This is a genomic window from Stenotrophomonas sp. YAU14A_MKIMI4_1 (genome assembly GCF_003086855.1).
Lineage (GTDB): Bacteria > Pseudomonadota > Gammaproteobacteria > Xanthomonadales > Xanthomonadaceae > Stenotrophomonas.
The window spans coordinates 2342761-2363094 of sequence record NZ_CP025998.1 but is presented as its reverse complement, the minus strand read 5'-3'; the positions used below and the strand labels follow the sequence as shown (position 1 = coordinate 2363094).

General features: G+C 67.3%; 17 protein-coding genes. 12 read left to right on the top strand and 5 right to left on the bottom strand.

Annotated features, from left to right (window positions below; genetic code table 11):
- The first annotated feature begins 73 nt into the window (after positions 1-73).
- The 8 genes from C1931_RS20415 to glgX all read left to right on the top strand — a co-directional run bounded on the left by C1931_RS20415 (position 74) and on the right by glgX (position 12814).
- On the top strand, positions 74-394 hold the full coding sequence (locus tag C1931_RS20415) for a hypothetical protein (RefSeq protein WP_199912355.1): 321 nt from the start codon (positions 74-76) through the stop codon (positions 392-394).
- A gap of 272 nt (positions 395-666) precedes the next feature.
- The gene (gene glgA / locus C1931_RS10875) at positions 667-2226 is read left to right on the top strand and encodes a glycogen synthase GlgA (protein WP_108756344.1); all 1560 of its coding nucleotides are present in this window, start codon (positions 667-669) and stop codon (positions 2224-2226) included.
- On the top strand, positions 2223-4457 hold the full coding sequence (gene glgB / locus C1931_RS10870; protein WP_108756343.1) for a 1,4-alpha-glucan branching protein GlgB: 2235 nt from the start codon (positions 2223-2225) through the stop codon (positions 4455-4457). The genes glgA and glgB overlap by 4 nt, the downstream gene beginning before the upstream one ends.
- Complete coding sequence (treZ, locus tag C1931_RS10865; RefSeq protein WP_108756342.1) at positions 4454-6175, top strand: malto-oligosyltrehalose trehalohydrolase; 1722 nt, start codon at positions 4454-4456, stop codon at positions 6173-6175. The genes glgB and treZ overlap by 4 nt, the downstream gene beginning before the upstream one ends.
- The gene (locus C1931_RS10860) at positions 6172-8010 is read left to right on the top strand and encodes a 4-alpha-glucanotransferase (RefSeq protein ID WP_108756341.1); all 1839 of its coding nucleotides are present in this window, start codon (positions 6172-6174) and stop codon (positions 8008-8010) included. The genes treZ and C1931_RS10860 overlap by 4 nt, the downstream gene beginning before the upstream one ends.
- Positions 8007-10547 (top strand): malto-oligosyltrehalose synthase, encoded by a 2541-nt coding sequence (gene treY, locus C1931_RS10855; RefSeq protein WP_108756340.1) that lies wholly within the window; start codon positions 8007-8009, stop codon positions 10545-10547. The genes C1931_RS10860 and treY overlap by 4 nt, the downstream gene beginning before the upstream one ends.
- Positions 10534-10707: a DUF2934 domain-containing protein gene (locus C1931_RS10850; RefSeq protein ID WP_108749770.1), complete on the top strand. Its 174-nt coding sequence runs from the start codon at positions 10534-10536 to the stop codon at positions 10705-10707. Before treY ends, C1931_RS10850 begins: the two co-directional genes overlap by 14 nt.
- Positions 10694-12814 (top strand): glycogen debranching protein GlgX, encoded by a 2121-nt coding sequence (glgX, locus tag C1931_RS10845; RefSeq protein WP_108756339.1) that lies wholly within the window; start codon positions 10694-10696, stop codon positions 12812-12814. Before C1931_RS10850 ends, glgX begins: the two co-directional genes overlap by 14 nt.
- A 50-nt stretch (positions 12815-12864) precedes the next feature.
- Here glgX and C1931_RS10840 read toward each other — a convergent pair whose 3' ends face one another.
- Together C1931_RS10840 and C1931_RS10835 are read right to left on the bottom strand one after the other, a co-directional pair.
- Positions 12865-13179, bottom strand: coding sequence for an AzlD family protein (locus C1931_RS10840; RefSeq protein WP_108756338.1), 315 nt, complete (start codon positions 13177-13179; stop codon positions 12865-12867).
- Positions 13176-13910, bottom strand: coding sequence for an AzlC family ABC transporter permease (locus C1931_RS10835; RefSeq protein WP_108756337.1), 735 nt, complete (start codon positions 13908-13910; stop codon positions 13176-13178). Before C1931_RS10835 ends, C1931_RS10840 begins: the two co-directional genes overlap by 4 nt.
- Before the next feature lie 124 nt (positions 13911-14034).
- On the opposite strand from C1931_RS10835, the gene C1931_RS10830 reads away from it, so the two are divergent.
- Positions 14035-14499, top strand: coding sequence for an Lrp/AsnC family transcriptional regulator (locus C1931_RS10830; RefSeq protein ID WP_108753246.1), 465 nt, complete (start codon positions 14035-14037; stop codon positions 14497-14499).
- A 7-nt stretch (positions 14500-14506) separates the two neighbouring features.
- Here C1931_RS10830 and C1931_RS10825 read toward each other — a convergent pair whose 3' ends face one another.
- Positions 14507-16012 carry a DASS family sodium-coupled anion symporter gene (locus C1931_RS10825; RefSeq protein WP_108756336.1) on the bottom strand — a complete coding sequence of 502 codons (1506 nt, stop codon included), beginning with the start codon at positions 16010-16012 and terminating at the stop codon, positions 14507-14509.
- 63 nt (positions 16013-16075) lie between these two features.
- On the bottom strand, positions 16076-16531 hold the full coding sequence (gene atpC / locus C1931_RS10820; RefSeq protein ID WP_108756335.1) for an ATP synthase F1 subunit epsilon: 456 nt from the start codon (positions 16529-16531) through the stop codon (positions 16076-16078).
- A gap of 128 nt (positions 16532-16659) precedes the next feature.
- Here atpC and C1931_RS10815 point away from each other — a divergent pair, with 128 nt between their 5' ends.
- Positions 16660-17271 carry a hypothetical protein gene (locus tag C1931_RS10815; RefSeq protein WP_159095478.1) on the top strand — a complete coding sequence of 204 codons (612 nt, stop codon included), beginning with the start codon at positions 16660-16662 and terminating at the stop codon, positions 17269-17271.
- A gap of 227 nt (positions 17272-17498) precedes the next feature.
- Here the strand turns inward: C1931_RS10815 and proP are convergent, their stop codons facing one another.
- A complete protein-coding gene (proP, locus tag C1931_RS10810) occupies positions 17499-18986 on the bottom strand; it encodes a glycine betaine/L-proline transporter ProP (protein ID WP_108756333.1) in 1488 nt (495 codons plus the stop codon).
- A 519-nt stretch (positions 18987-19505) separates the two neighbouring features.
- Here proP and C1931_RS10805 point away from each other — a divergent pair.
- Both C1931_RS10805 and C1931_RS10800 read left to right on the top strand, forming a co-directional pair.
- Positions 19506-19922, top strand: coding sequence for a host attachment family protein (locus C1931_RS10805; RefSeq protein WP_108757735.1), 417 nt, complete (start codon positions 19506-19508; stop codon positions 19920-19922).
- Between the two features lie 3 nt (positions 19923-19925).
- Positions 19926-20249 (top strand): thioredoxin family protein, encoded by a 324-nt coding sequence (locus tag C1931_RS10800; RefSeq protein WP_108756332.1) that lies wholly within the window; start codon positions 19926-19928, stop codon positions 20247-20249.
- The last annotated feature ends 85 nt before the right edge of the window (positions 20250-20334 follow it).

The following is a 20334-nucleotide window of genomic DNA, read 5'->3' as shown; positions in this document are numbered from 1 at the left end:
AGTACCATGCACGCCCACGATCGTTCCGGCCTTGAATCATGATGTCTGCGTACAGCCCCGCCCAGGTGCCCGCATGAAAGTAGAACTGCAGCAGCAATCGCTGCGCCTGTGCCTGGAGCCCGCCGAACTGCAGGTGCTGCTGGGCGGGGAAACGGTGGAGAACATGACCCGCTTCGGCGGCGTGGAAGGCTGGGGCCTTGCGCTGTCGCTGCACGCAGGCGAACAGCCGGTGCTGCTGGATGGCGGCACGTTCTGTCGGCTGGTGCTGCCGCGCGCGATCGTGCAGCCGCTGGCGGACGCGGGTTCGGTGCCGGTGCAGCAGGTGCTGTACCTGGACGATGGCAGCACGCTGCAGGTGCAGCTTCTGGTCGCGCCGGCACAGCCTGGCGCGTGACCTCGCAATGCGGGGCGGCGTTGCCCCCCCCCCCCGCAAGGCCGGCGCGCATGCTGGCCAGATGGCTGCCGCAGGCACAGGGCGGGCTGCATCGAACGATGCGTACTGAGCTCATGAAGCCCTGTCACAAATAAATCGCCATCACTTCACAGCTGTTTGATATGCAACAGGGCACATTCGCGTAGAGCCTACGCGCACGTCCCCCACGTTCCGCGACGACTTCCTTTCCAGCACGCGCGCCCAGCAGGGCGCCGCTGGCGTCTGCCTGACTGATTCAGAGAAGCATCATGGCCCTCGATCTCGTCGCCGGTTCCCCGTTCGACTCCATGGCAGACACTGCGCTGCCCGCACCCGGCGCTGTGCCCATCGGCACGCGCCGCGTTCCCTCACAGCCCATTGAACTGCCCGCGCTTGTGCAGCGGGTGCTGTTCGTGGCCACCGAGATGGCCGACTTCATCAAGGCCGGTGGCCTGGGTGATGTCGCTGCGGCCCTGCCACGCGCAGTGCGCGCCGGCTGTGATGCGCGGGTGCTGTTGCCGGGCTATCCCGAAGTGCTGCAGCGCCTGCCGCAACTGCGCGAGGTGGGCCGCATTGGCGGCCGCGCCGGGCTTCCCGCATGCACCCTCGGCATGGCGCTGCAGGCTGACGGGCTGCCGATCTACGTACTGCTTTCGCCCGCCCTGTATGAGCGCGACGGCTCGCCCTACGTGGATGCGCAGGGCAGGGAGTGGCCGGACAACGCGGTGCGCTTTGCCACGCTTTCGCATGCCGCCGCTGAGCTCGCCGCGGGCAGGGCGGGGCTGGACTGGACCCCGCAGTTGCTGCACCTGAATGACTGGCCGGTGGCGCTGGCCGCTGCCTACGTGCGCTGGGACCGCACCGCCGTACCAACCCTGCTGACCATCCACAACCTGGCCTACCAGGGGCTGTTTCCCTTCGCGCTGGCGCCTGCCCTGGGCGTGCCGGCCGAACGGCTGGATGAACTGCACTTCCACGGCCAGATGTCCTTCCTGCAGGGCGGCATTGCCAATGCGACACGGCTGAACACGGTCAGCCTTCGCTACGCGCAGCAGATCACCGCGGCCGAGGATGGTTGCGGCCTGCATGAACTGCTGGCACGACGCGCGGCCGGCGGTCACCTCAGCGGCATCGTCAATGGCATCGATGCCAGTTGGGACCCGCGCCGCGACATCCATCTGAAAGCGCGTTTCAGCGTGGGCCAGTGTGCGGGGCGCGATGCCAACGCGCAGGCCGTGCGCCAGGCCTTCGGTCTGCAGCCATCGCAGGGTCCGTTGTTTGCCGTGGTATCGCGCCTGGTCCACCAGAAGGGCCTGGACATCACCTGTGATGTGGCCCCGCAGATCGTGGCCGCCGGTGGCCAGCTGGTGGTGATCGGCGGTGGCGAGCCGCAGGTCGAGGCGCAGGTGCAGGCATTGGCGCAGCGCTACCCGGGCCGGGTGGGCGCCTTCATCGGTTTCGAAGAAGGCTTGGCGCGGCAGATGTTCGCCGGCGCGGATTTCCTGCTGATGCCATCGCGTTTCGAACCGTGCGGGCTCAGCCAGATGTATGCGCAGCGCTTTGGCTGCCTGCCGGTGGCGCACGCCACGGGCGGCCTGGTCGACACGGTGGAGGACGGTGTGACCGGCTTCCTGTTCCATGGCGCCAGCGCCGATGGGCTTCGCCGCTGCGTGGAACGGGCCATGCGTACCTTCCGGCTACCGGTGCTGATGCAGGCCATGCGGCGTGCTGCGATGCTGCGGCCGGGCGGGTGGGAAACTGCCGGCCGCGCGTACCTGGCGCTGTACCAGCAGACCTGCGGGGTAGGGGCATGACCGACGGCGGGCGCGGCACGGTCGGTGTGGAATGCGGGCTGGACCCGCAGGCGGATGTTGCCGTGGCAGTGGCGGCCGAACTGCAGGATCTGGCCCAGGCCCGGCCTGCGGACGCGTTTGCATGGCTGGGGCCGCATGTCGACGCCGATGACAATCGGCTGATCCGCGTACTGGTGCCGGACGCGCGTCGGGTGGAGGTGGTGTCAGCGGGCGGCCGACGCTGGGACCTTCGCAGTACCGGACTGGCCGGACTGTTTGTGGGGCCGGCCGGCGACGAGGATATTCCGCTGCTGGCGCTGCATTTCGCCCACGGTATCGAGCAGGTGCATGACGCCTACGCGTTTGGTCCGTTGCTGGACGAGGAGCTGCTGCAACGCATCCACCAGGGCGATGCCGATGCCATGCGCGCGCTCGGCGCCACCGCGATGACACTGCACGGTGTTGCCGGTGTGCGCTTTGCGGTGTGGGCACCGAATGCGCGGCGCGTGGCGGTCATCGGTGATTTCAACGGATGGGATGGACGCCGCCACCCCATGCGCCTGCGCCATCGCGCGGGGGTGTGGGAACTGTTCGTGCCTGGGGTGAAACCGGGGGACTGCTACAAGTTCCGCATCATGGGTGCGCAGGGCCAGCTGCTGCCGGACAAACTGGATCCGATGGCGCGGTGGGCCGAGCGCGCACCGGCGACCGCATCGCGCGTACCTGCCGCCGCACCGCTGCACTGGAACGATCAGCCCTGGCTGGACCGCCGCCGTCGGCTGGGCGCTGCAGCGCCGCTGTCCATCTACGAGGTGCACGCCGGCTCGTGGCAACGGCTGGACGACGGCGGCGCGCTGGACTGGGATGGGCTGGCAGAGCGGCTGATCCCCCACGTGACCGGCCTGGGATTCACCCATATCGAACTGCTGCCGGTCAGCGAGCACCCATTCGGTGGATCGTGGGGCTACCAGCCCCTGGGTATCTATGCGCCAACGGCGCGCTACGGTACCCCGGAGGACTTCGCCCGCTTCGTGGACCGCTGCCACCAGGCTGGGCTGGGTGTGATCGTGGACTGGGTGGGCGCGCACTTTCCCGAGGATGGCCACGGCCTGGCACGCTTCGATGGCACCGCCCTGTACGAGCATGCCGATCCGCGCGAGGGCAAACACGCCGACTGGGACACGCTGATCTACAACTATGGCCGCAACGAAGTGGCGGGCTATCTGCTGGGCAGCGCGGTGGAATGGATCGAGCGCTTCCACATCGATGGGCTGCGCGTGGATGCCGTAGCTTCGATGCTGTACCGCGACTACAGCCGCGCCGACGGGCAGTGGGTGCCCAATGTGCAGGGGGGGCGTGAGAATCTGGAGGCGGTTGCGTTCCTGCAGCGCATGAACCAGACCCTGCAGGAGCGCTTCCCGGACGTGCTGGTCATTGCCGAGGAAAGCACGGCCTGGCCGGGCGTCACCCGTGCGGTGGCCGACGGCGGCCTGGGCTTCACCCATAAATGGAACATGGGCTGGATGCACGACACGCTGCAGTACCTGCGGCGCGATCCCGTGCATCGCCCGCATCACCACAGCGAGATCAGCTTCGGCCTGGTCTACGCGTTCTCCGAACGTTTCGTGTTGCCGCTGTCGCACGACGAAGTGGTGCACGGCAAGGGCTCGCTGCTGCGCAAGATGCCGGGCGAGCGCCGCCAGCAGTTTGCCCAGCTGCGCGCGTACTACGCTTTCATGTGGGCGCACCCGGGCAGCAAGCTGCTCTTCATGGGCGGCGAGTTCGGCCAGGCGGAGGAGTGGGCCCACCAGCGCGGGCTGGAATGGCAGCAGGCCGGCACGCCCGAGGCGGGCGGACTGATGCGCCTGGTGGCCGATCTGAACGCGCAGTTGCGACAGGAACCTGTCCTACATCAGCACGAGCATGACGAGCGCGGGTTTGCCTGGAGCGTGGGTGACGACAACGGCAACAGCGTCTTCGCCTTCGTGCGGCAGGACCCCACAGGCAGGGCGCCTGCGGTGCTGGTGGTCAGCAATTTCACCCCGGTGCGGCGCGACGGCTATCGCGTGGGCGTCCCCACGCCGGGCCGCTGGTCAGAGTGCCTGAACACCGACAGCCACCATTACGCCGGCGGCAACGCAGGCAACCTGGGTACGGTTGGCACCGATGCCCGGCCCATGCACGGCCATGCCCAGTCATTGCGACTGACGCTGCCGCCGCTGTCGACCCTGTACCTGCAGGTAGCGCAATGACCGTAGACGCGCGCCTGGGCGCGTGGCCGGTGGACGACGGTGCGGTGGCGTTCCGGCTGTGGGCGCCGGATGCCGCGCAGGTGGAACTGGTGCTGGCGGGTGCGGCGATACCGATGCGCCGGGAACCTGACGGTACCCATTGGGTTCATACCTCTGCTGGGCATGGCGACTGCTACCGGTACCGTCTGCCCGACGGCAGTGAAGTGCCAGACCCCGCCTCGCGCTGGCAACCGGACGGCATCGATGGCCCCAGCGCCGTGGTCATGCCTGGCCACCACGTGTGGCTGACCGGGCAACGCAACCCGGTTGCATGGTCGGACATGGTGATCTACGAAGTGCATGTGGGCGCAGCGGGTGGCTTCGAAGCGCTTATCGCACAACTGCCGATGCTGGCTGAGACCGGCATCACCGCGATCGAGTTGATGCCGGTGGCCCAGTTTCCGGGCAACCGCAACTGGGGCTATGACGGTGTGTTTCCGTATGCCCCGGCGCAGGCCTACGGTGGCCCTGACGCGTTGAAAGGCTTTGTTGATGCCGCACATGCGGCCGGCATGGCCGTGCTGCTGGATGTGGTCTACAACCATTTCGGCCCGCAGGGGAACCATCTGGCCCAGTACGCCAAGGCATTCTTCCGCAGTGGGCACAGCACGCCGTGGGGCGAGGCCATCGATTTCTCGCAGCCGCAGGTGCAGCGCTTCTTCATCGACAACGCGCTGATGTGGCTGCAGGAGTACCGTTTCGACGGCTTGCGCCTGGATGCCGTGCATGCCATCGCCGATAACCGGTTCCTGCAGCAGCTCAGTGATGCGGTGCGCGCCCAGGTGCCGCATGCCTGCCTGGTGCTTGAGAACGAACGAAACCAGGCGCACTGGCTGCGCGGTGCCTACCAGGCACAGTGGAATGACGACTTCCACAATGCGCTGCACGTGTTACTGACCGGCGAGAACGAAGGCTATTACGCCGCCTATGCCGGGCGGGCCGAAGCGCTGCTGGCACGCTGTCTGGCCGAAGGCTTTGCCTGGCAGGGCGAGCCCGACCTGCACGGCGTACCACGTGGCGAAGCCAGCGCAGACCTGCCGCCGTCGCGGTTCGTGGTGTTCGCGCAGAACCATGACCAGGTCGGCAACCGCGCGTTCGGTGATCGGCTGAGTACGCTGGTTTCGCCGCCGCAGCTGCGCATGGCCACGGCGCTGACCGTGCTGACGCCGATGGTGCCGTTGCTGTTCATGGGCGAGCCGTGGCAGGCAACATCGCCCTTCCTGTTCTTCACCGATTTCGAAGCGCCGCTGGACGAGGCCGTACGCGAAGGACGCCGGCGCGAGTTTGCCGGGTTCAGTGCCTTTGCCGATGCCGCGTCACGCGCGCGCATTCCGGACCCGAACGATCCGGCAACGCTGCAGGCGTCCTGTGTTGCCTCGCCCGGTGCTGACCCCACGGCGCAGGCCGCACTGGCATGGCTGCGGGAGCTGCTCGTAGCGCGCCGGCGTTACCTGCAGCCGGGCCTGGAACAGGCGCGTTCGTTGGGTGCGACGGTACTGGGTGCGGGCGCCGTGCAGGCCGGCTGGCAGTTGCCTGCCGGGCAATGGTGGATCGCCATCAATGCCGGCGCAGAAGCGGTGGCCCATTCGCTTCCGGAGGGCGATTCGCCGCTGCAGCTTCCGGCCGGTTCACGGCTGGCGCCCAAGGGTGGGCTGCAGCTGCGCTGGTTGCCGGCATGAGCACCGACGCAGCGCTGCAGAGCGCCGCCCGTGCGGCCGGACTGATGCCCGAGTGGGAAGACGTATCCGGGCGCCACTGCACAGTGTCGCCCGCGGTGCTGCGTGTGGTGCTGGCGCAGTTGCAGCCGGATCCAGACGCCCAGCATGCCCCGCTGCGTACGGCCATCTGCGGCCAGCCCGTGGCGCTGCCGGCAGTATCCGGCATGGCGGGCTGGGTGGATGAAGCGGGCAGGACGCACGACGCGTGGCAGGATTCGCGCGGTGCGTGGACCGCGCCGGAAAAGCCGGGTTACTGGCACTGGCAACAGGGGCGCAGGTCCATCGCCATCGCGGTGGCGCCGCAGAAAGCGTGGTGGCCCGCGCAGCTTGATCGGGCCTGGGGCCTGGCTGCGCAGGTATACAGCCTGCGCAGCGACGCCGACGCGGGGATCGGAGACAGTGCCGGGTGCGGGCCGTGGCTGCAGCGCCTGGTCGCGCACGGCGGGCACGCACTGGCACTGAGCCCTTTGCATGCCGGCTTGCCACCGACGGCCGGCTACAGCCCTTACTCACCCAGCGACCGCCGCTGGCTGGACCCGTTGCAGGCCTCGCTGCTGCAGGGCGTTCCCGATGCGGCCCGAGCCGCGCTGGCAAGCGATTCCGCCCTGACCGAGGCCGTGAAGGCCGCTACCGCGGCGCGGCGTATTGACTGGCCCTCCGCAGCCGACCTGAAGTGGCGCTGGCTGCGTTCGGCCAGGGCCCAACTTCAGCGCATGCAGCCGGAGCTCTGGAACGCGATGGGCCAGTGGCGGTCCGACGCCGGGCCCGCGTTGGAGGCGTACTGCGCCTTGGCCGCCGACCCGCGCAGTGGCGATGCGGACGATCACGCGTTCGCGCAATGGCTGGCGCAGCGGTGCTGGTCGCAGGTGCAGCAGCGCGCGCGCAGCGGCGGTGCCGGCATCGGGCTGATCGCCGATCTTGCCGTCGGCTGCGCGCCCGAAGGTGCCGAAGCGCGTTCGCAGCCGCAGTGCATGCTCTCGGGTCTGGAGCTGGGTGCGCCGCCGGATGCCTTCAACACCCAGGGCCAGGCCTGGGGGATTACGGGGTTCTCGCCGCTGGCCCTGCGCAGGCAGGGCTATGCCCCTTTCATCCACCTGCTGCGATCGGTGATGGCCGACCGCGGCGGCGTGCGTATCGACCATATCCTGGGCCTGCACCGGCTGTGGGTGCTGCCCAACGGCGGCTCGGCCAGTGACGGCGTCTACCTGCAGTTTCCGTTGGATGATCTGTTGAACCTGCTGGTGCTGGAGTCGTGGCGGCATCAGTGCGTGGTCATCGGTGAAGACCTGGGGGTGGTGCCTGCAGGCATCCGCCAGCTGCTGGCCAGCCGTGGCGTGCTGGGGGTGGACGTGCTGCCGTTTACGCGCGATGCGAGCGGCTTCCTGGCGCCTGCCGCCTGGCGGCGCGAGGCCGTCGCGATGCCTTCGACCCATGACCTGCCGCCGCTGGCGGGATGGCTGCGCGGGCGCGATCTGCGCTGGCGGGCGCGGCTGGGTGAGATGGACGATCTACCCGCTGCGATGGCACAGCGTCGCGCCGATGCGCTGGCGCTTGCGCAGGCCGCGCACGGTGAGGAGGTGGAAGACGCTGCACTGGAGCGGCTGGCCGCCACGCCGTCACGGTTGGCGCTGCTGCCGCTGGAGGACGCGCTGGGATTGCGCACGCAGGTCAACCTGCCCGGCACCGTCGGCGTCCATCCGAACTGGCGGCGGCGACTGCCGCTGCACTGGGATGAGCCTGCACTGCAATCGCGGCTGGGGCGCATCAGTGCCGGTCGCGGCGGAGCCGGCCGATGACCGCGCTGCGCGCCACCGCCCGCCTGCAGTTGCACGCCGGCTTCGACTTCGCCGCTGCCGCGGACCAGGTGGGCTATTTCTCTTCGCTGGGCGTCAGTCACCTGTATCTGTCGCCGATTGCGGCGGCCATGCCCGGTTCCAGCCACGGCTACGATGGCATCGACCCCACCCGCATCAACCCGGAACTGGGCGGTGAAGCAGGCTTCCTGCACCTTGCTGGCCGCGCCCGCGCGCATGGACTGGGCCTGATCCTGGACTGGGTGCCCAACCACCTGGCGGCCGCGCCACAGAATGCCTGGTGGTCGGACGTGCTGATGCATGGCCGGCGCAGCCCTTACGCGTATTGGTTCGATATTGACTGGGATGCCGCAGCCGGCGGGCAGCGGCTGTGGCTGCCGGTACTGGATCGGCCGCTGGACGCGGCCATCGGATCCGGCATGCTGCGCGTGGACGACGACGGCGATCTGCCCGTGCTGCGCCACCACGACCTGTGCGTGCCGTTGTCACCGCGCAGCTATCCGTTGGAACGCCATGCGCGGCAGGGCTGGGTGGCACGCTGCAATCGTTCTGCCGAGCGCATGCATGCGCTGCTGGAGCGGCAGCACTACCATCTGGCGTGGTGGCGCACCGCCGGTGACCAGGTCAACTACCGCCGGTTCTTCGACATCACGACGCTGGTTGCGCTGCGGGTGGAGCGCGAGGACGTGTTCGAGACGGTGCACGCGCTGCCCCTGTGGCTGGTTCGCGAGGGCCGGGTGGACGGGCTGCGCATCGACCACGTTGATGGGCTGTCCGACCCAGGTGGCTATCTGGCGCGGTTGCGCGCCTGCCTTGACGCGGCGGCGGTAGAGGGCGGCCGCGCGGGCAATGAGATCACCCTGCACGTGGAGAAGATCCTGGCCGAGGGCGAATCCTTGCCAGAACGGTGGTGCTGCGATGGCACTACCGGCTACGACTTCATGGACCAGGTGGGCGCATGGCTGCATGACGATGCAGGGTCCGACGCGCTGACGGCACAGTGGCAGGCCCGTGCCGGGGACCGGCGTACGGTTGATGAGGTGCAACGGGCGGCCCGCGACGCGCTGTTGGACGGCTCCCTGCATGCGGATCTGCAGCGACTGCGGGTCTGCGTGCGGCAGGTGCTGGGCGCAGCGGCACGGCAGGCCGATGTGACCGACGCAACGCTGCGCAGGGCGGTGTGTGCGCTGCTGCGCTGCTACCCGGTGTATCGGCCGTATCATCTGCAGACCGAAGCCGAGCGCGATGCCTTGCAGCGCGCCAGTGAAGCAGCTGCCGAAGGGCTGGATGAAGCCGCACGCACAGCGTTGCGCCTTCTGGTGGATGCCTTGCAGGCTCCGGATGCGGACGCGCTGCGCGTGCGCTTTGGCCAGCTCTCGGCACCACTGAACGCCAAGGCGGTGGAGGATACCGCCTTCTATCGCTACTTCCGCCTGCTGTCGCGCAATGAAGTGGGCAGCGACGCGCAACGGATCGGTCTTGATGGCAGCGAGCTGCTTGCGCTGGCACAGGCGCGTGCGCGGCAGCACCCGCTGGCGATGCTGGCGTTGGCCACGCATGACCACAAGCGTGGACCGGATGCCCGGGCGCGCCTGGCGCTGCTGAGCAGCGATGTGGCGGCGTGGCAGGCAGCGCTGGCGGACTGGGAACGGCGCTGTGATGCGGCGGGCATGGCCATGCCATTGCCCGCTGCCGAAGCCTATGCGCTCTGGCAGGCGCTGGTCGCAGCGTGGCCGATGCAGGGCAGGCCAGAGGCGGATTTCGCAGGGCGGATGCAGCAGTGGCTGCGCAAGGCCCTGCGCGAGGGCAAGCGGATCAGCAGTTGGCTCGACCCCGATCTGCCGTTGGAAGATGCGGCCTGTGCGTGGCTGCAGTCATTGCTTGCCGGCAGCCGCCTGCAGGATGTCCGCGCCGCGCTGGCCGCATTTGTTGAACGCATCGCGCCTGCCGGCGCAAGCAACGGGCTGGCACAACTGTGCCTGCAGCTGTGTCTGCCAGGTGTCCCGGACATCTATCAGGGCACCGAGTTCTGGGATCTGAGCCTGGTCGACCCGGACAATCGGCGCGCGGTCGATTTCGCGCAGCGCGCACATGCACTGGCCGATGATCGATCGTGGGCAGCGTTGCTGCACGACTGGCACAGCGGATTGCCCAAGCTGCGGCTGCTGGCCGCGCTGCTGCGACTGCGCAGCAACAATGCCCCGCTGTTCCTGCAGGGCACGCTGCGCAGGCTGTCCGAACCGGGGTGCTCGCGCCTGGTGTTCGTACGTGAGTACAGGGGGCAGCAGTTGCTGGTGGCAGTCAGGCGGGCGGGGATGGAACAGCCTGCCGGCCCGGGCCTTGCCTGGCAGGACGCCGCGCAGCAGGGGGTGGCAGGGGTCCCGCAGCGACGCATGCGCAACGTGCTGGATGGTCGCACGCAGATGTTCAACGGTTCCGCCACCGACGCGCTGCTGTTTGCAGGCAGCCCGGTGGCGGTGTGGATCAGCCAGGAGAGTGGGGCAGATGGACAGCAGTGAGCGGCGACGCCGCATCGAATTGTTGGCGCACCAGATCTGGGAGGCCGAAGGGCGCCCGGATGACCAGCAGCAGCGGCATTGGCACATGGCCGAACGCCTTGTTGAAGCAGAAATAGCGGCCCTGCATGCGGCTGAGGACGAGCACGATGGCAACGCGTAAGTGGACCCAGACCTCGCGCGTGCGCGAAGGCCGCCCCTTCCCGCTGGGCGCGACCTGGGACGGCCTGGGAGTGAACTTCTCGCTGTACTCGCGGCATGCCACCAAGGTGGAACTGTGCCTGTTCGATGCGCGCAACCGGGAAGTCGAACGGATCGTGCTGCCCGAATACACCAACGAGGTGTGGCACGGCTATCTGCCGGATGTGCGGCCGGGCCAGCGCTACGGCTACCGCGTGCATGGACCGTACGCGCCGGCGGACGGGCATCGCTTCAACCCCAACAAGCTGCTGCTGGATCCGTATGCAAAGCAGATCGTGGGTGAAATCAAGTGGGCGCCGCACCTGTTCGGCTACACCTTGGGCCACCGCGATGCGGACCTGAGTTTCGACCGTCGCGACAGCGCGCCGTACATGCCGCGCTGTGCAGTGATCGATCCGGCCTTCAGCTGGGGCGGCGAGCGCGCGCCGGCCACCGCCTGGGACCGATCGGTGATCTACGAGGCACACGTGCGTGGCCTGACCATGCAGCACCCCGGCGTACCGCCGGCCGAGCGCGGCACGTTCTCGGCGCTACGGCACGACGCGGTGGTGGACCACCTGGCGTACCTGGGGGTGACCGCGATCGAGCTGCTGCCCGTGCATGCCTACGTGGACGACCAGCAACTGCTGGAACGTGGGCTGCGCAATTACTGGGGCTACAACACCATCGGCTTCTTCGCGCCGCAACCGCGCTACCTGTCGCTGGAAACCGTTGCCGAATTCAAGCAGATGGTGGCGCGCCTGCACAGCGCGGGCATCGAGGTGATTCTGGATGTGGTCTACAACCACACCGCCGAAGGCAACGAGCTGGGGCCCACGCTGTCGTTCAAGGGCATCGACAACGCCAGTTACTACCGACTTGCCGAAGACCGTCGCTATTACATCAACGATACCGGCACCGGCAACACCTTCGACCTGACCAATGCCGGTGCCTTGCGCATGGTCATGGATTCGCTGCGCTATTGGGTGACCGAGATGCGCGTGGATGGCTTCCGTTTCGACCTGGCCACCATTCTCGGCCGCGAACGCCATGGGTTTGATCCGTCGGGCAGCTTCCTTGATGCCGTGCGCCAGGACCCGGTGCTGAGCCAGGTGAAACTGATTGCCGAACCGTGGGATATCGGCCCGGGCGGCTACCAGCTTGGTCAGTTCCCGCCGGGCTGGGCCGAATGGAACGACCGTTTCCGTGACACCACCCGTGCGCTGTGGCGCGGTGATGCCGGGCAGCTGCCGGAGTTTGCGGCGCGCTTTACCGGATCGGCCGATCTGTTTGACCATCACGGCCGCCGGCCGTCGGCCAGCATCAACCTGGTCACCGCCCACGACGGGTATACGCTGCATGATCTGGTGAGCTACAACGACCGCCACAACGAGGCCAACGGCGAGGACAACCGCGACGGCCATTCGCACAACCTGTCGTGGAACCACGGCGTGGAAGGCGATACAGACGACGAAGGCATCCTGACCCTGCGTGCGCGGCAGATGCGTAATCTGCTGGCCACGCTGCTGCTGGCGCAGGGCACGCCGATGCTGCTGGCCGGCGATGAGTTCGGCCATTCGCAGCGCGGCAACAACAATGCCTACTGCCAGGACAATCCGCTGAGCTGGATCGACTGGGAACGCGCGGCGCAACCCGGCCCGCAGGCGCAGGCAGCGTTCGTGCGGCGCGTCCTTGCGCTGAGGCGGCGCTACGGCCTGCTGCGGCGCAATCGCTTCCTGACCGGTGACTACGACGCATCCCTGGGCATGCGTGACATCGAGTGGCGGCGGCCGGATGGCGAGCCGATGGGCGAAAGTGATTGGCACGATGCGGAACAGCGCGCCCTGCTGATCGTGCTCGATGGCCGCAGCCCTGACAGTGGCCTACGGGAACCGGGGCGCCACGTCAGCCTGGCCCTGCTGCTGAACCCGAGTGACCAGCCGCAGCGGTTCCGCCCGTCCGACCAGGTGCTTTCGTTCCGCCGGGTGGTGCTGCAGACCGATGAGGCGCCACTGGACATGGATGAAGAGGGGCAGTGGACGCTGCCGGCGCGCAGTCTGTGCCTGTTGGCATCGAGCAGCGCCGCGTGATGGCGTGACCGTTGTGGGCCGGCAGCGCCGGGCCATGCCCGGCGGGCGCTTTACCCAAGCACGTAACGCAGCACGCCCGCTGCAACCACGCCGATCAGCACGGTGGGCAGCATCGACCAGCGCGTTGCGGCCAGAAGGGTGATGGCCAGCGCGGCCAGGTCGGCCGGGTTGTTGGCCACGAAGTCCGGTGCGATCACCGAGATCAGCACGCAGCCCGGCGCTGCTTCCATTACGGTCACCGCGCGCTTGCTCAGGGTGCGGTTGCGTAGTGCCAGGAAGCCGACGATGCGGGTCAGGTAGGTCACCGCAGCCATCAGCACGATGGTCAGCAGCGAGGTCCAGTGCAGCAGGCCGTCGAAGATCATGCCTCGTCTCCTGCCAGCCACCACGCGGCGGCCAGGCCAGCCAGCGCGCCGCTGGCCACGTACCAGGCACCCGGCACCAGCAGGTAAGTGGCCGCCGCCACTACCAGGCTGACCAGCCACGGGCGCGCCGCGCGCAGGCCCTGCCACATGCCGCGCAGCAGCACCAGGAACACCGCCGGGAAGGCCATGTCGAAACCGTAGGCGTGGATGTCGCCCAGCAGCGGGCCTACCAGTGCGCCGATGCAGGTGCACAGCACCCACACCGTATACAGGCCGGCCGAAACACCCAGGTAGTAGGCCAGGCTGAACCCCAGGGCGCGCCGGCGCGCGTCGGCCACGCCCAGTGCCCAGCTTTCATCGCACATGAAGAACAGCGCCGGCAGCACGCGGCGGCGCGGCAGGTGCTGCAGCAGGGGGGCCAGGCTGGCGCCCATCAGCAGGTGGCGGCTGTTGACCAGCGCGGTGATGGCCACGATCAGCGCGATATGCGGCGGCGAGGTCCACAGCTCAACGGCAGCAAATTCCGAGCCGCCGGCGAAGTTCAGGCCGGTCATCAAGGGCACTTCCAGCGCGCTCAGGCCCTTCTGTGCGGCCTGTGCGCCCAGCACCAGGGCAAAGGGCAGGAAGCCGATCATCACCGGAACGGCGGCGCGCAGCCCGCGCAGGAATTCGCTGCGGGTGCTGGTCTGGCAGGCGGGGTCGGGCAGGGGCAGGGTGGTGCGGGCGTCCATGGAGCGTGCTTGCGTGGGGGTGGCCCATGCTAGCGGGGGCGGCGCAGAATCGGGTTGCGTTGATGCGGCAGATGCGCGGAATTTCCGCATATGATGCGTCAAGACCGCGAAATGGTGGAATCCGATGCTTGATGCCCTGGACAACCTGGATAAGCGCATCCTGCAGGCCCTGCAGCACGATGGCCGCCTGCAGAACCTGGAACTGGCGCGGCAGGTGGGCCTTTCACCCTCGGCCTGCCTGCGCCGCGTGCGCCTGCTGGAAGAGGGCGGCTACATCGACCGCTACGTGGCCCTGCTGAACCCGGCCAAGGTCGGGCGCGGGTTCACGGTGTTCGTGCGGGTGTGGCTGCGCGGGCAGGATGAGGATACCACCAACCACTTCATCAACAGCGTCAAATCCTTCCCGGAAGTGCTGGAGTGCCACCTGATGGCCGGTGACTGCGATTTCCTGCTGCGGGTGGCGGTGGCCGACCTGGATGCCTACCGGCAGTTCCAGATACAGCACTTGAACCGCATTGCCGGGGTGCAGAACACCAAGACCGAAATTCCCATGCAGCGGGTGAAGCAGACCACCGAACTGCCGCTCTAGCGCGGCATCACCACATGCCCAGAAGCTTCCACCACGCGCTGCCGACCAGGGCGAACACCGCCAGTTCCAGCACGCACATCACAAAGCCCACCCGCCACCACGTGCCCAGGGTGACGTAGCCGCTGCCGAAGATGATGGGCGACGTGCCGGTGGCGTAGTGGGTCAGGGTCATCATGATGGCCGAGCCGGCCGTCATCATCAGCAGGAACGGCACCATGTACTCGGCCGGAATCAGCTGCACGCCCACGCCCAGGAAGGCCAGCAGCATGGCGCTGATATGCGCGGTGGTGCTGGCAAACAGGTAATGCGAAAACACGAAGGCCAGCACCAGCACCGCGGCGATGGCCTGCCAGCCCATGCCGCTGCTGGCGATGGCGCCCTTCATGCCCTGCGAGAACCAGTCGATCACGCCCAGCTTGTTCAACTGCTCGGCCAGCATTACCAGCGCGCCGAACCAGATCAGGGTGTCCCAGGCGCTCTTTTCGGAAAGCACATCGTCCCAGTTGATCGTGCCGGTGATGATGAGCACGAACAGGCCGACGAAAGCGACCACGGTGGGGTCCAGAGTCCAGGCGGGGCCGAAGATCATCGCCGGCAAGTTCGCCCACAGCAGCAACAGCAGGCCGAAGGTACCCAGCATGACTTTCTCTTTGGCGGCCAGCGGGCCCATCGCGGCCAGTTCGCTGCGCGCAAAGGTGACCGCGTCGGGGGTGTGCTTCAACTGCGGTGGGCTGAGCAGGTACACCACCAGCGGCATCAGCAACAGGCACAGCAGGCCGGGCAGCAGCATGCACAGCGCCCAGGTGGTCCAGCTCAACTGCAGCTGCTGGCCGCTGGCCTTGGCCACGAAATCCACCACCAATGGGTTGGGCGCAGTGGCGGTGAGGAACATGGCCGAGGTGATCGGGTTGGCGTGGTAGTTCACCAATGCCAGGTAGGTGCCGACCTTGCCCTGGGTACCCTTGGCCGGATCGGATTCGAAGGCGGTGGCGATCGAGCGCATGACCGGGTGCACGATGCCCCCGCCGCGCGCGGTATTGCTGGGCGTGAACGGTGCCAGCAGCAGTTCGCACACCGCCAGCCCATAGCCGATGCCCACCGTGCGCTTGCCCAGCAGCGCAATGAACATCAGGCCGATGCGGTTGCCCAGCCCGGTTTTCTTCAGGCCGCGGGAGATGAGGATGGCCACCACGATCAACCAGATCAGCGGGCTGGCGAAGCTGCTCAGCGCATCGGTGATGGCGCCCTTGGAGCTGTTGGAGGTGACCTGCGAAAGCGAAACGATGACGATGGCCATCATCGCCATCACCCCGATCGGCATCACCTTCAGGATGATCGCCACGATAGTGGTCAGGAAGATCGCTACCAGCCGCCAGCCATCGGCGGTCAGACCCTGCGGGCAGGGCAGCAGCAACAGGGTGACCAGCACCGCTGTGGTGATGAGGGCGGGCACCAGGCGGAACGGGACGGCCTGGTTGAAGTACTGCAGTGCGGCCTTGATGCGTTCGAGCATCGTTGCTTCCTTACCGGATGAGGGGAGGGCACGGCACCTGCCGCGCCATGATGGCACGGGCGATCAGCGCGGGCGTGACAGGCGCGCGGCCTGGGCCAGCTGCGCGGCCAGCTCGGCATGCAGCTGCGCGTAGTCCACATCGGTGAAGGCTGCGGCCATGGGCGAGTGCGCGGCGGCACGGGCCTCTTCGGCGAGGGCCTCGTCCAGTGAATCGCTGCGCGCGGCCAGGTCGGCCAGCACGATCACCCGGTCCGGCTGCACTTCCACGTAGCCGCCGCTCACGTGGATCTCCACCATGGCGGTATTGTCGGCGGGAAACAGCCGCACCAGGCCGGCGGACAACGGCGCCATCAATGGCGTGTGGCCGGGCAGGAAGCCGAGGCGGCCGGCGGCGCCGGGCACGCTGGCTTCGCGCACATCGCCGTCCCAGTGCAGGCCATCCAGGCTGATGACCTGCAGGGCGAAGCTGGAACCGGGGGTTGCAACCGCCACGGGGGCGGCGGGAATGGGGGAGGACATAAGACCGTGGTGCGGTGTGGGGGTTTCAGGGTGGCAGCAACGGCGCGTGCGGGCCGTGATCTGGGTCAAATGCGGGGTGGATCGTGTGCGATCATCGGCGCATGGATGGCATTGCCAAGGGAGCTGCAATGAAAGAACGCAGGCAGGGGCCGTTGCAGGCCGCGTGCGCCGTGATGTTGATGATGCTGGCGGCCACGGCGGTGGCACAGACTGCGCCGGCAGAAGGGGCGGCCGCGCCGGTCGAGGGCATCAGCTATGACAAGGCACGGCGCACCGCCGAGGCCTCGCTGCGGCTGCACCCGGCCACCGACAGCACCTACGACTACCGCCCGCTGTGGGCCGGCAATGCCGATCTGGATGGCGATGGCCGCCCGGAGATCGTCTATGTGTACACGGCCGCGCAGACCGGCACGGCGCAGCAGTTGAACGAACTGGTGGTGATGACCGCGCTGGCCGACAACGACCCGCGCGCGCAGGCACCCGCCCCCGGCAAGAGCGTGTACGACGATGAGACCTATGCGCTGATCCGTGCATCGGGGTACGCGGACGATGCGAGCGTGCATGTGCCCGGCGAAGTGGAAAGCGTGACGTTCGACGCGGGGCGGATCGTGGTGGCATTCAGCAGTGCACGGCCCACCCGGCTGTGTGGGGCTGGCAAGGGGCGAATGGCCTGCCCACCTGATGGGCGGCACACCTGGACCTATGCCTGGACCGCAGGGAAGCTGGCCCGCGCCGATTGACGGAATGGGCGGGGCCAACCCGCTTTTGTAGAGTCGAGCTTGCTCGACTGGCGGTGCACGTGCAGTCGAGCAAGCTCGACTCTACCTCGACCTCCCTGGTAGGCGCCAACCTTGGTTGGCGCGCGGTTACCAAAATACCAACCAAGGTTGGCACCTACCAAAATACCAACCAAGGTTGGCACCTACCAAAGTGCCAACCAAGGTTGGCACCTACCAGAGCGGGGCGGTCAGGCCGGGCGCGCTTGTTCCGGCTCGGCCGGTTCCGGCAGCGGCGGCAGGGTCGGGTCGACCGTTACCGGGATGTCGCTCTTCAGCAACGCGGCGGCTTCGCGGTCGCTGCCCACCGCCGGCGGCGAACCGCGCAGCGGCAGGCCGGCGGTTTCCTTCACGAACAGCATGGTGATCAGGCCGATCACCGCTGCGCCCATCAGGTAGTAGGCCGGCACCAGCGGGTCGCCGGTGCGTTCCACCAGCCAGGCGGTGACCAGCGGCGTGGTGCCACCAAACAGCGACACCGACACGTTGAACGCAATCGACAGCGCGCTGTAGCGCACCGGGGTGTAGAACAGCGCCGGCAGGGTGGATGGCATCGAACTGGTGAAGCACACCAGTGCCAGGCCCAGCAGCATCAGGCCGAGGAAGATCAGCCAGTCATTGCCGCTGCCGACCAGCAGCAGGCACGGCACGGCCAGCACCAGCAGCGCGATGCAGGCACCGATGATCATCGGGCGGCGGCCCAGCTTGTCACTGAACAAGCCGCCGACCACGTTCAACGGCATCATCACCAGCATCACGATGATGATCAGAAGCAGACCCTTGCTCTCGGCGTAGCCCATGGTCACGCTCAGGTAGCTGGGCATGTAGGTCAGCAGCATGTAGTCGGTCACGTTGAAGACCAGCACCAGGCCCATGCACACCAGCAACTGGCGGCCGTGTATCTGGAACAGCGCGCCCAGGCCCGGGCGCTCATGCTCGCGCTTGTCCGCTTCTTCGGCGAAAGCGCGGAACGCCGGGGTCTCCTCCAGCTTCATGCGCATGTACAGACCCAACAGGCCCAGCGGGCCGGCAATCAGGAACGGAATGCGCCAGCCCCAATCCAGCATGTCTTCGCTGCTCAACAGCATGTGCAGTGCGGTCACCGTGCCGGCACCGGCGATGTAACCGCCCAGCGTGCCGAACTCCAGCCAGCTGCCCATCAGGCCGCGGTTGCGGTCGGTGGAATATTCGGCAATGAAGGTGGCCGCACCGCCGTACTCACCACCGGTGGAGAAGCCCTGCACGATGCGCGCCAGCAGCAACAGCACCGGTGCCCAGATGCCAATGCGCTCGTAGGACGGAATCAGGCCGATGGCGAAGGTGCCCAGCGCCATCAGGATCATGGTGAAGGCCAACACCTTCTGCCGCCCGTAGCGATCGCCCAGCGGGCCGAACACCAGGCCGCCCAGCGGGCGCACCAGAAACGCCACGGTGAACGTGGCAAAGGCCGCAATGACCTGCGCGGTGGGGTTGCTGGAGGGGAAGAAGACCTGGCCGATGGTGACGGCCAGATAGCCGTAGACACCGAAATCGAACCATTCCATCGCGTTGCCCAGTGCAGCGGCGCCCACGGCGCGCTTGAGCATGGGCTTGTCGACAACCGTGATCTCGTCGACGTTCAGATGGCGGCGGCGTTTGAACCAGCCGAAATGGGCATGGGCATCGGAGTTGTCCTGCATGGGGACTCCTTGTTTAGTGAATGCAGTGCGGAATAGACGGTGTGGTGTGTCCCGAAAAACGGAAACGGCGATGCGGGCGCAACTGGCGCAGGGGCATCGGGGCGGGAGGCCAAACGGCCAAGAAAGCGCGCAGCAGCAGGGTCGAGCTCGCTCGACCAAGGCGCGAAACACAGAGAAACGACGCGGCTAAAACCCGCGCAAGCGTAGGATCAGGCCTGCACCATCATCCGCCGGGATCCAGCGCCAGGCGGTGGAATTTCGGGGCGGATGCGGTTGCGGCAGGCGAAGCGCCGGTCGGCAGTGCTTTCCACGTAACGGGAATGCCCATTACGCAGTGGGTCGTGTCGATCATCCGTTCATGATACCGGTTACAACGTGAGCGTGCCGACAATACGGCCGAACCAGACGCTGTGTTCCATCGCGCCTGTTCATGCTGACAACGATTGAACGCTCTGTGCTCGTGCCGCTCACATGCGTTTTTCTACGGTGGAGCTGAAACGTAACCAGAAGGAACATCGCATGACCCGACGCATTCCCGAAGGCACCCTGGTGGTGGTGACCGATGGTGGTTCCGCACGTGTATTCACCAACGTGGGCACCGAGCACCAGATCACCCTGAAGCAGGAAGGTGAGCTGCGCCTGGCCGATATCAGCGAACAGGGCGTGTCCGGACAGGGGCCGTCTGGCGCCGTGCCGAAGGACATGTCGATCTCGCAGTTGAATGAAGCGACCTTTGCCAAGCAGGTGGCCGAGCAGTTGAACGATGATGCGCTGAACAACCGGTTCTCGCATCTGATCCTGGTGGCCGACCCGATCACGCTGGGGCGCATTCGCCCGCTGCTGCACAAGGAAACCCAGGCGCGGTTGCTGGATGACATCGCCAAGAACTTCACCAACGCGCCGCTGGAAGACATCCAGCGCGCCGTTGCGGCCTGAGCCATGCCGTTCATGCGCAGCCATCTTGCTGCCCAACCTGCGCCTGCCGATGTGCAGGCGCAGGCGGGCTGGCTGTTGTTGGAGTTCGGCGCGCCGTGGTGTGGTCACTGCCAGGCCGCGCAACCAGCGTTGCAGGCGTTTGTGGATGCGCACGACCTGGCGCATTGGAAGATCGAGGATGGCAAGGGGCGGCCGCTGGGGCGCGCTTTTGCGGTGAAGCTGTGGCCAACGGTGGTGTTGTTGCGCGATGGCCAGGAGGTGGCGAGGGTGGTGCGGCCGGTGGAGAGTGCGGATCTGTCCACGCTGCAGGCAGCGCTGCCGACGTAGAGTCGAGCTTGCTCGACTGCTCTTCCAGCCGAGCATGGCTCGGCTCTACGCAATGGCAAGAGCAAAAGCAGTCGAGCAAGCTCGA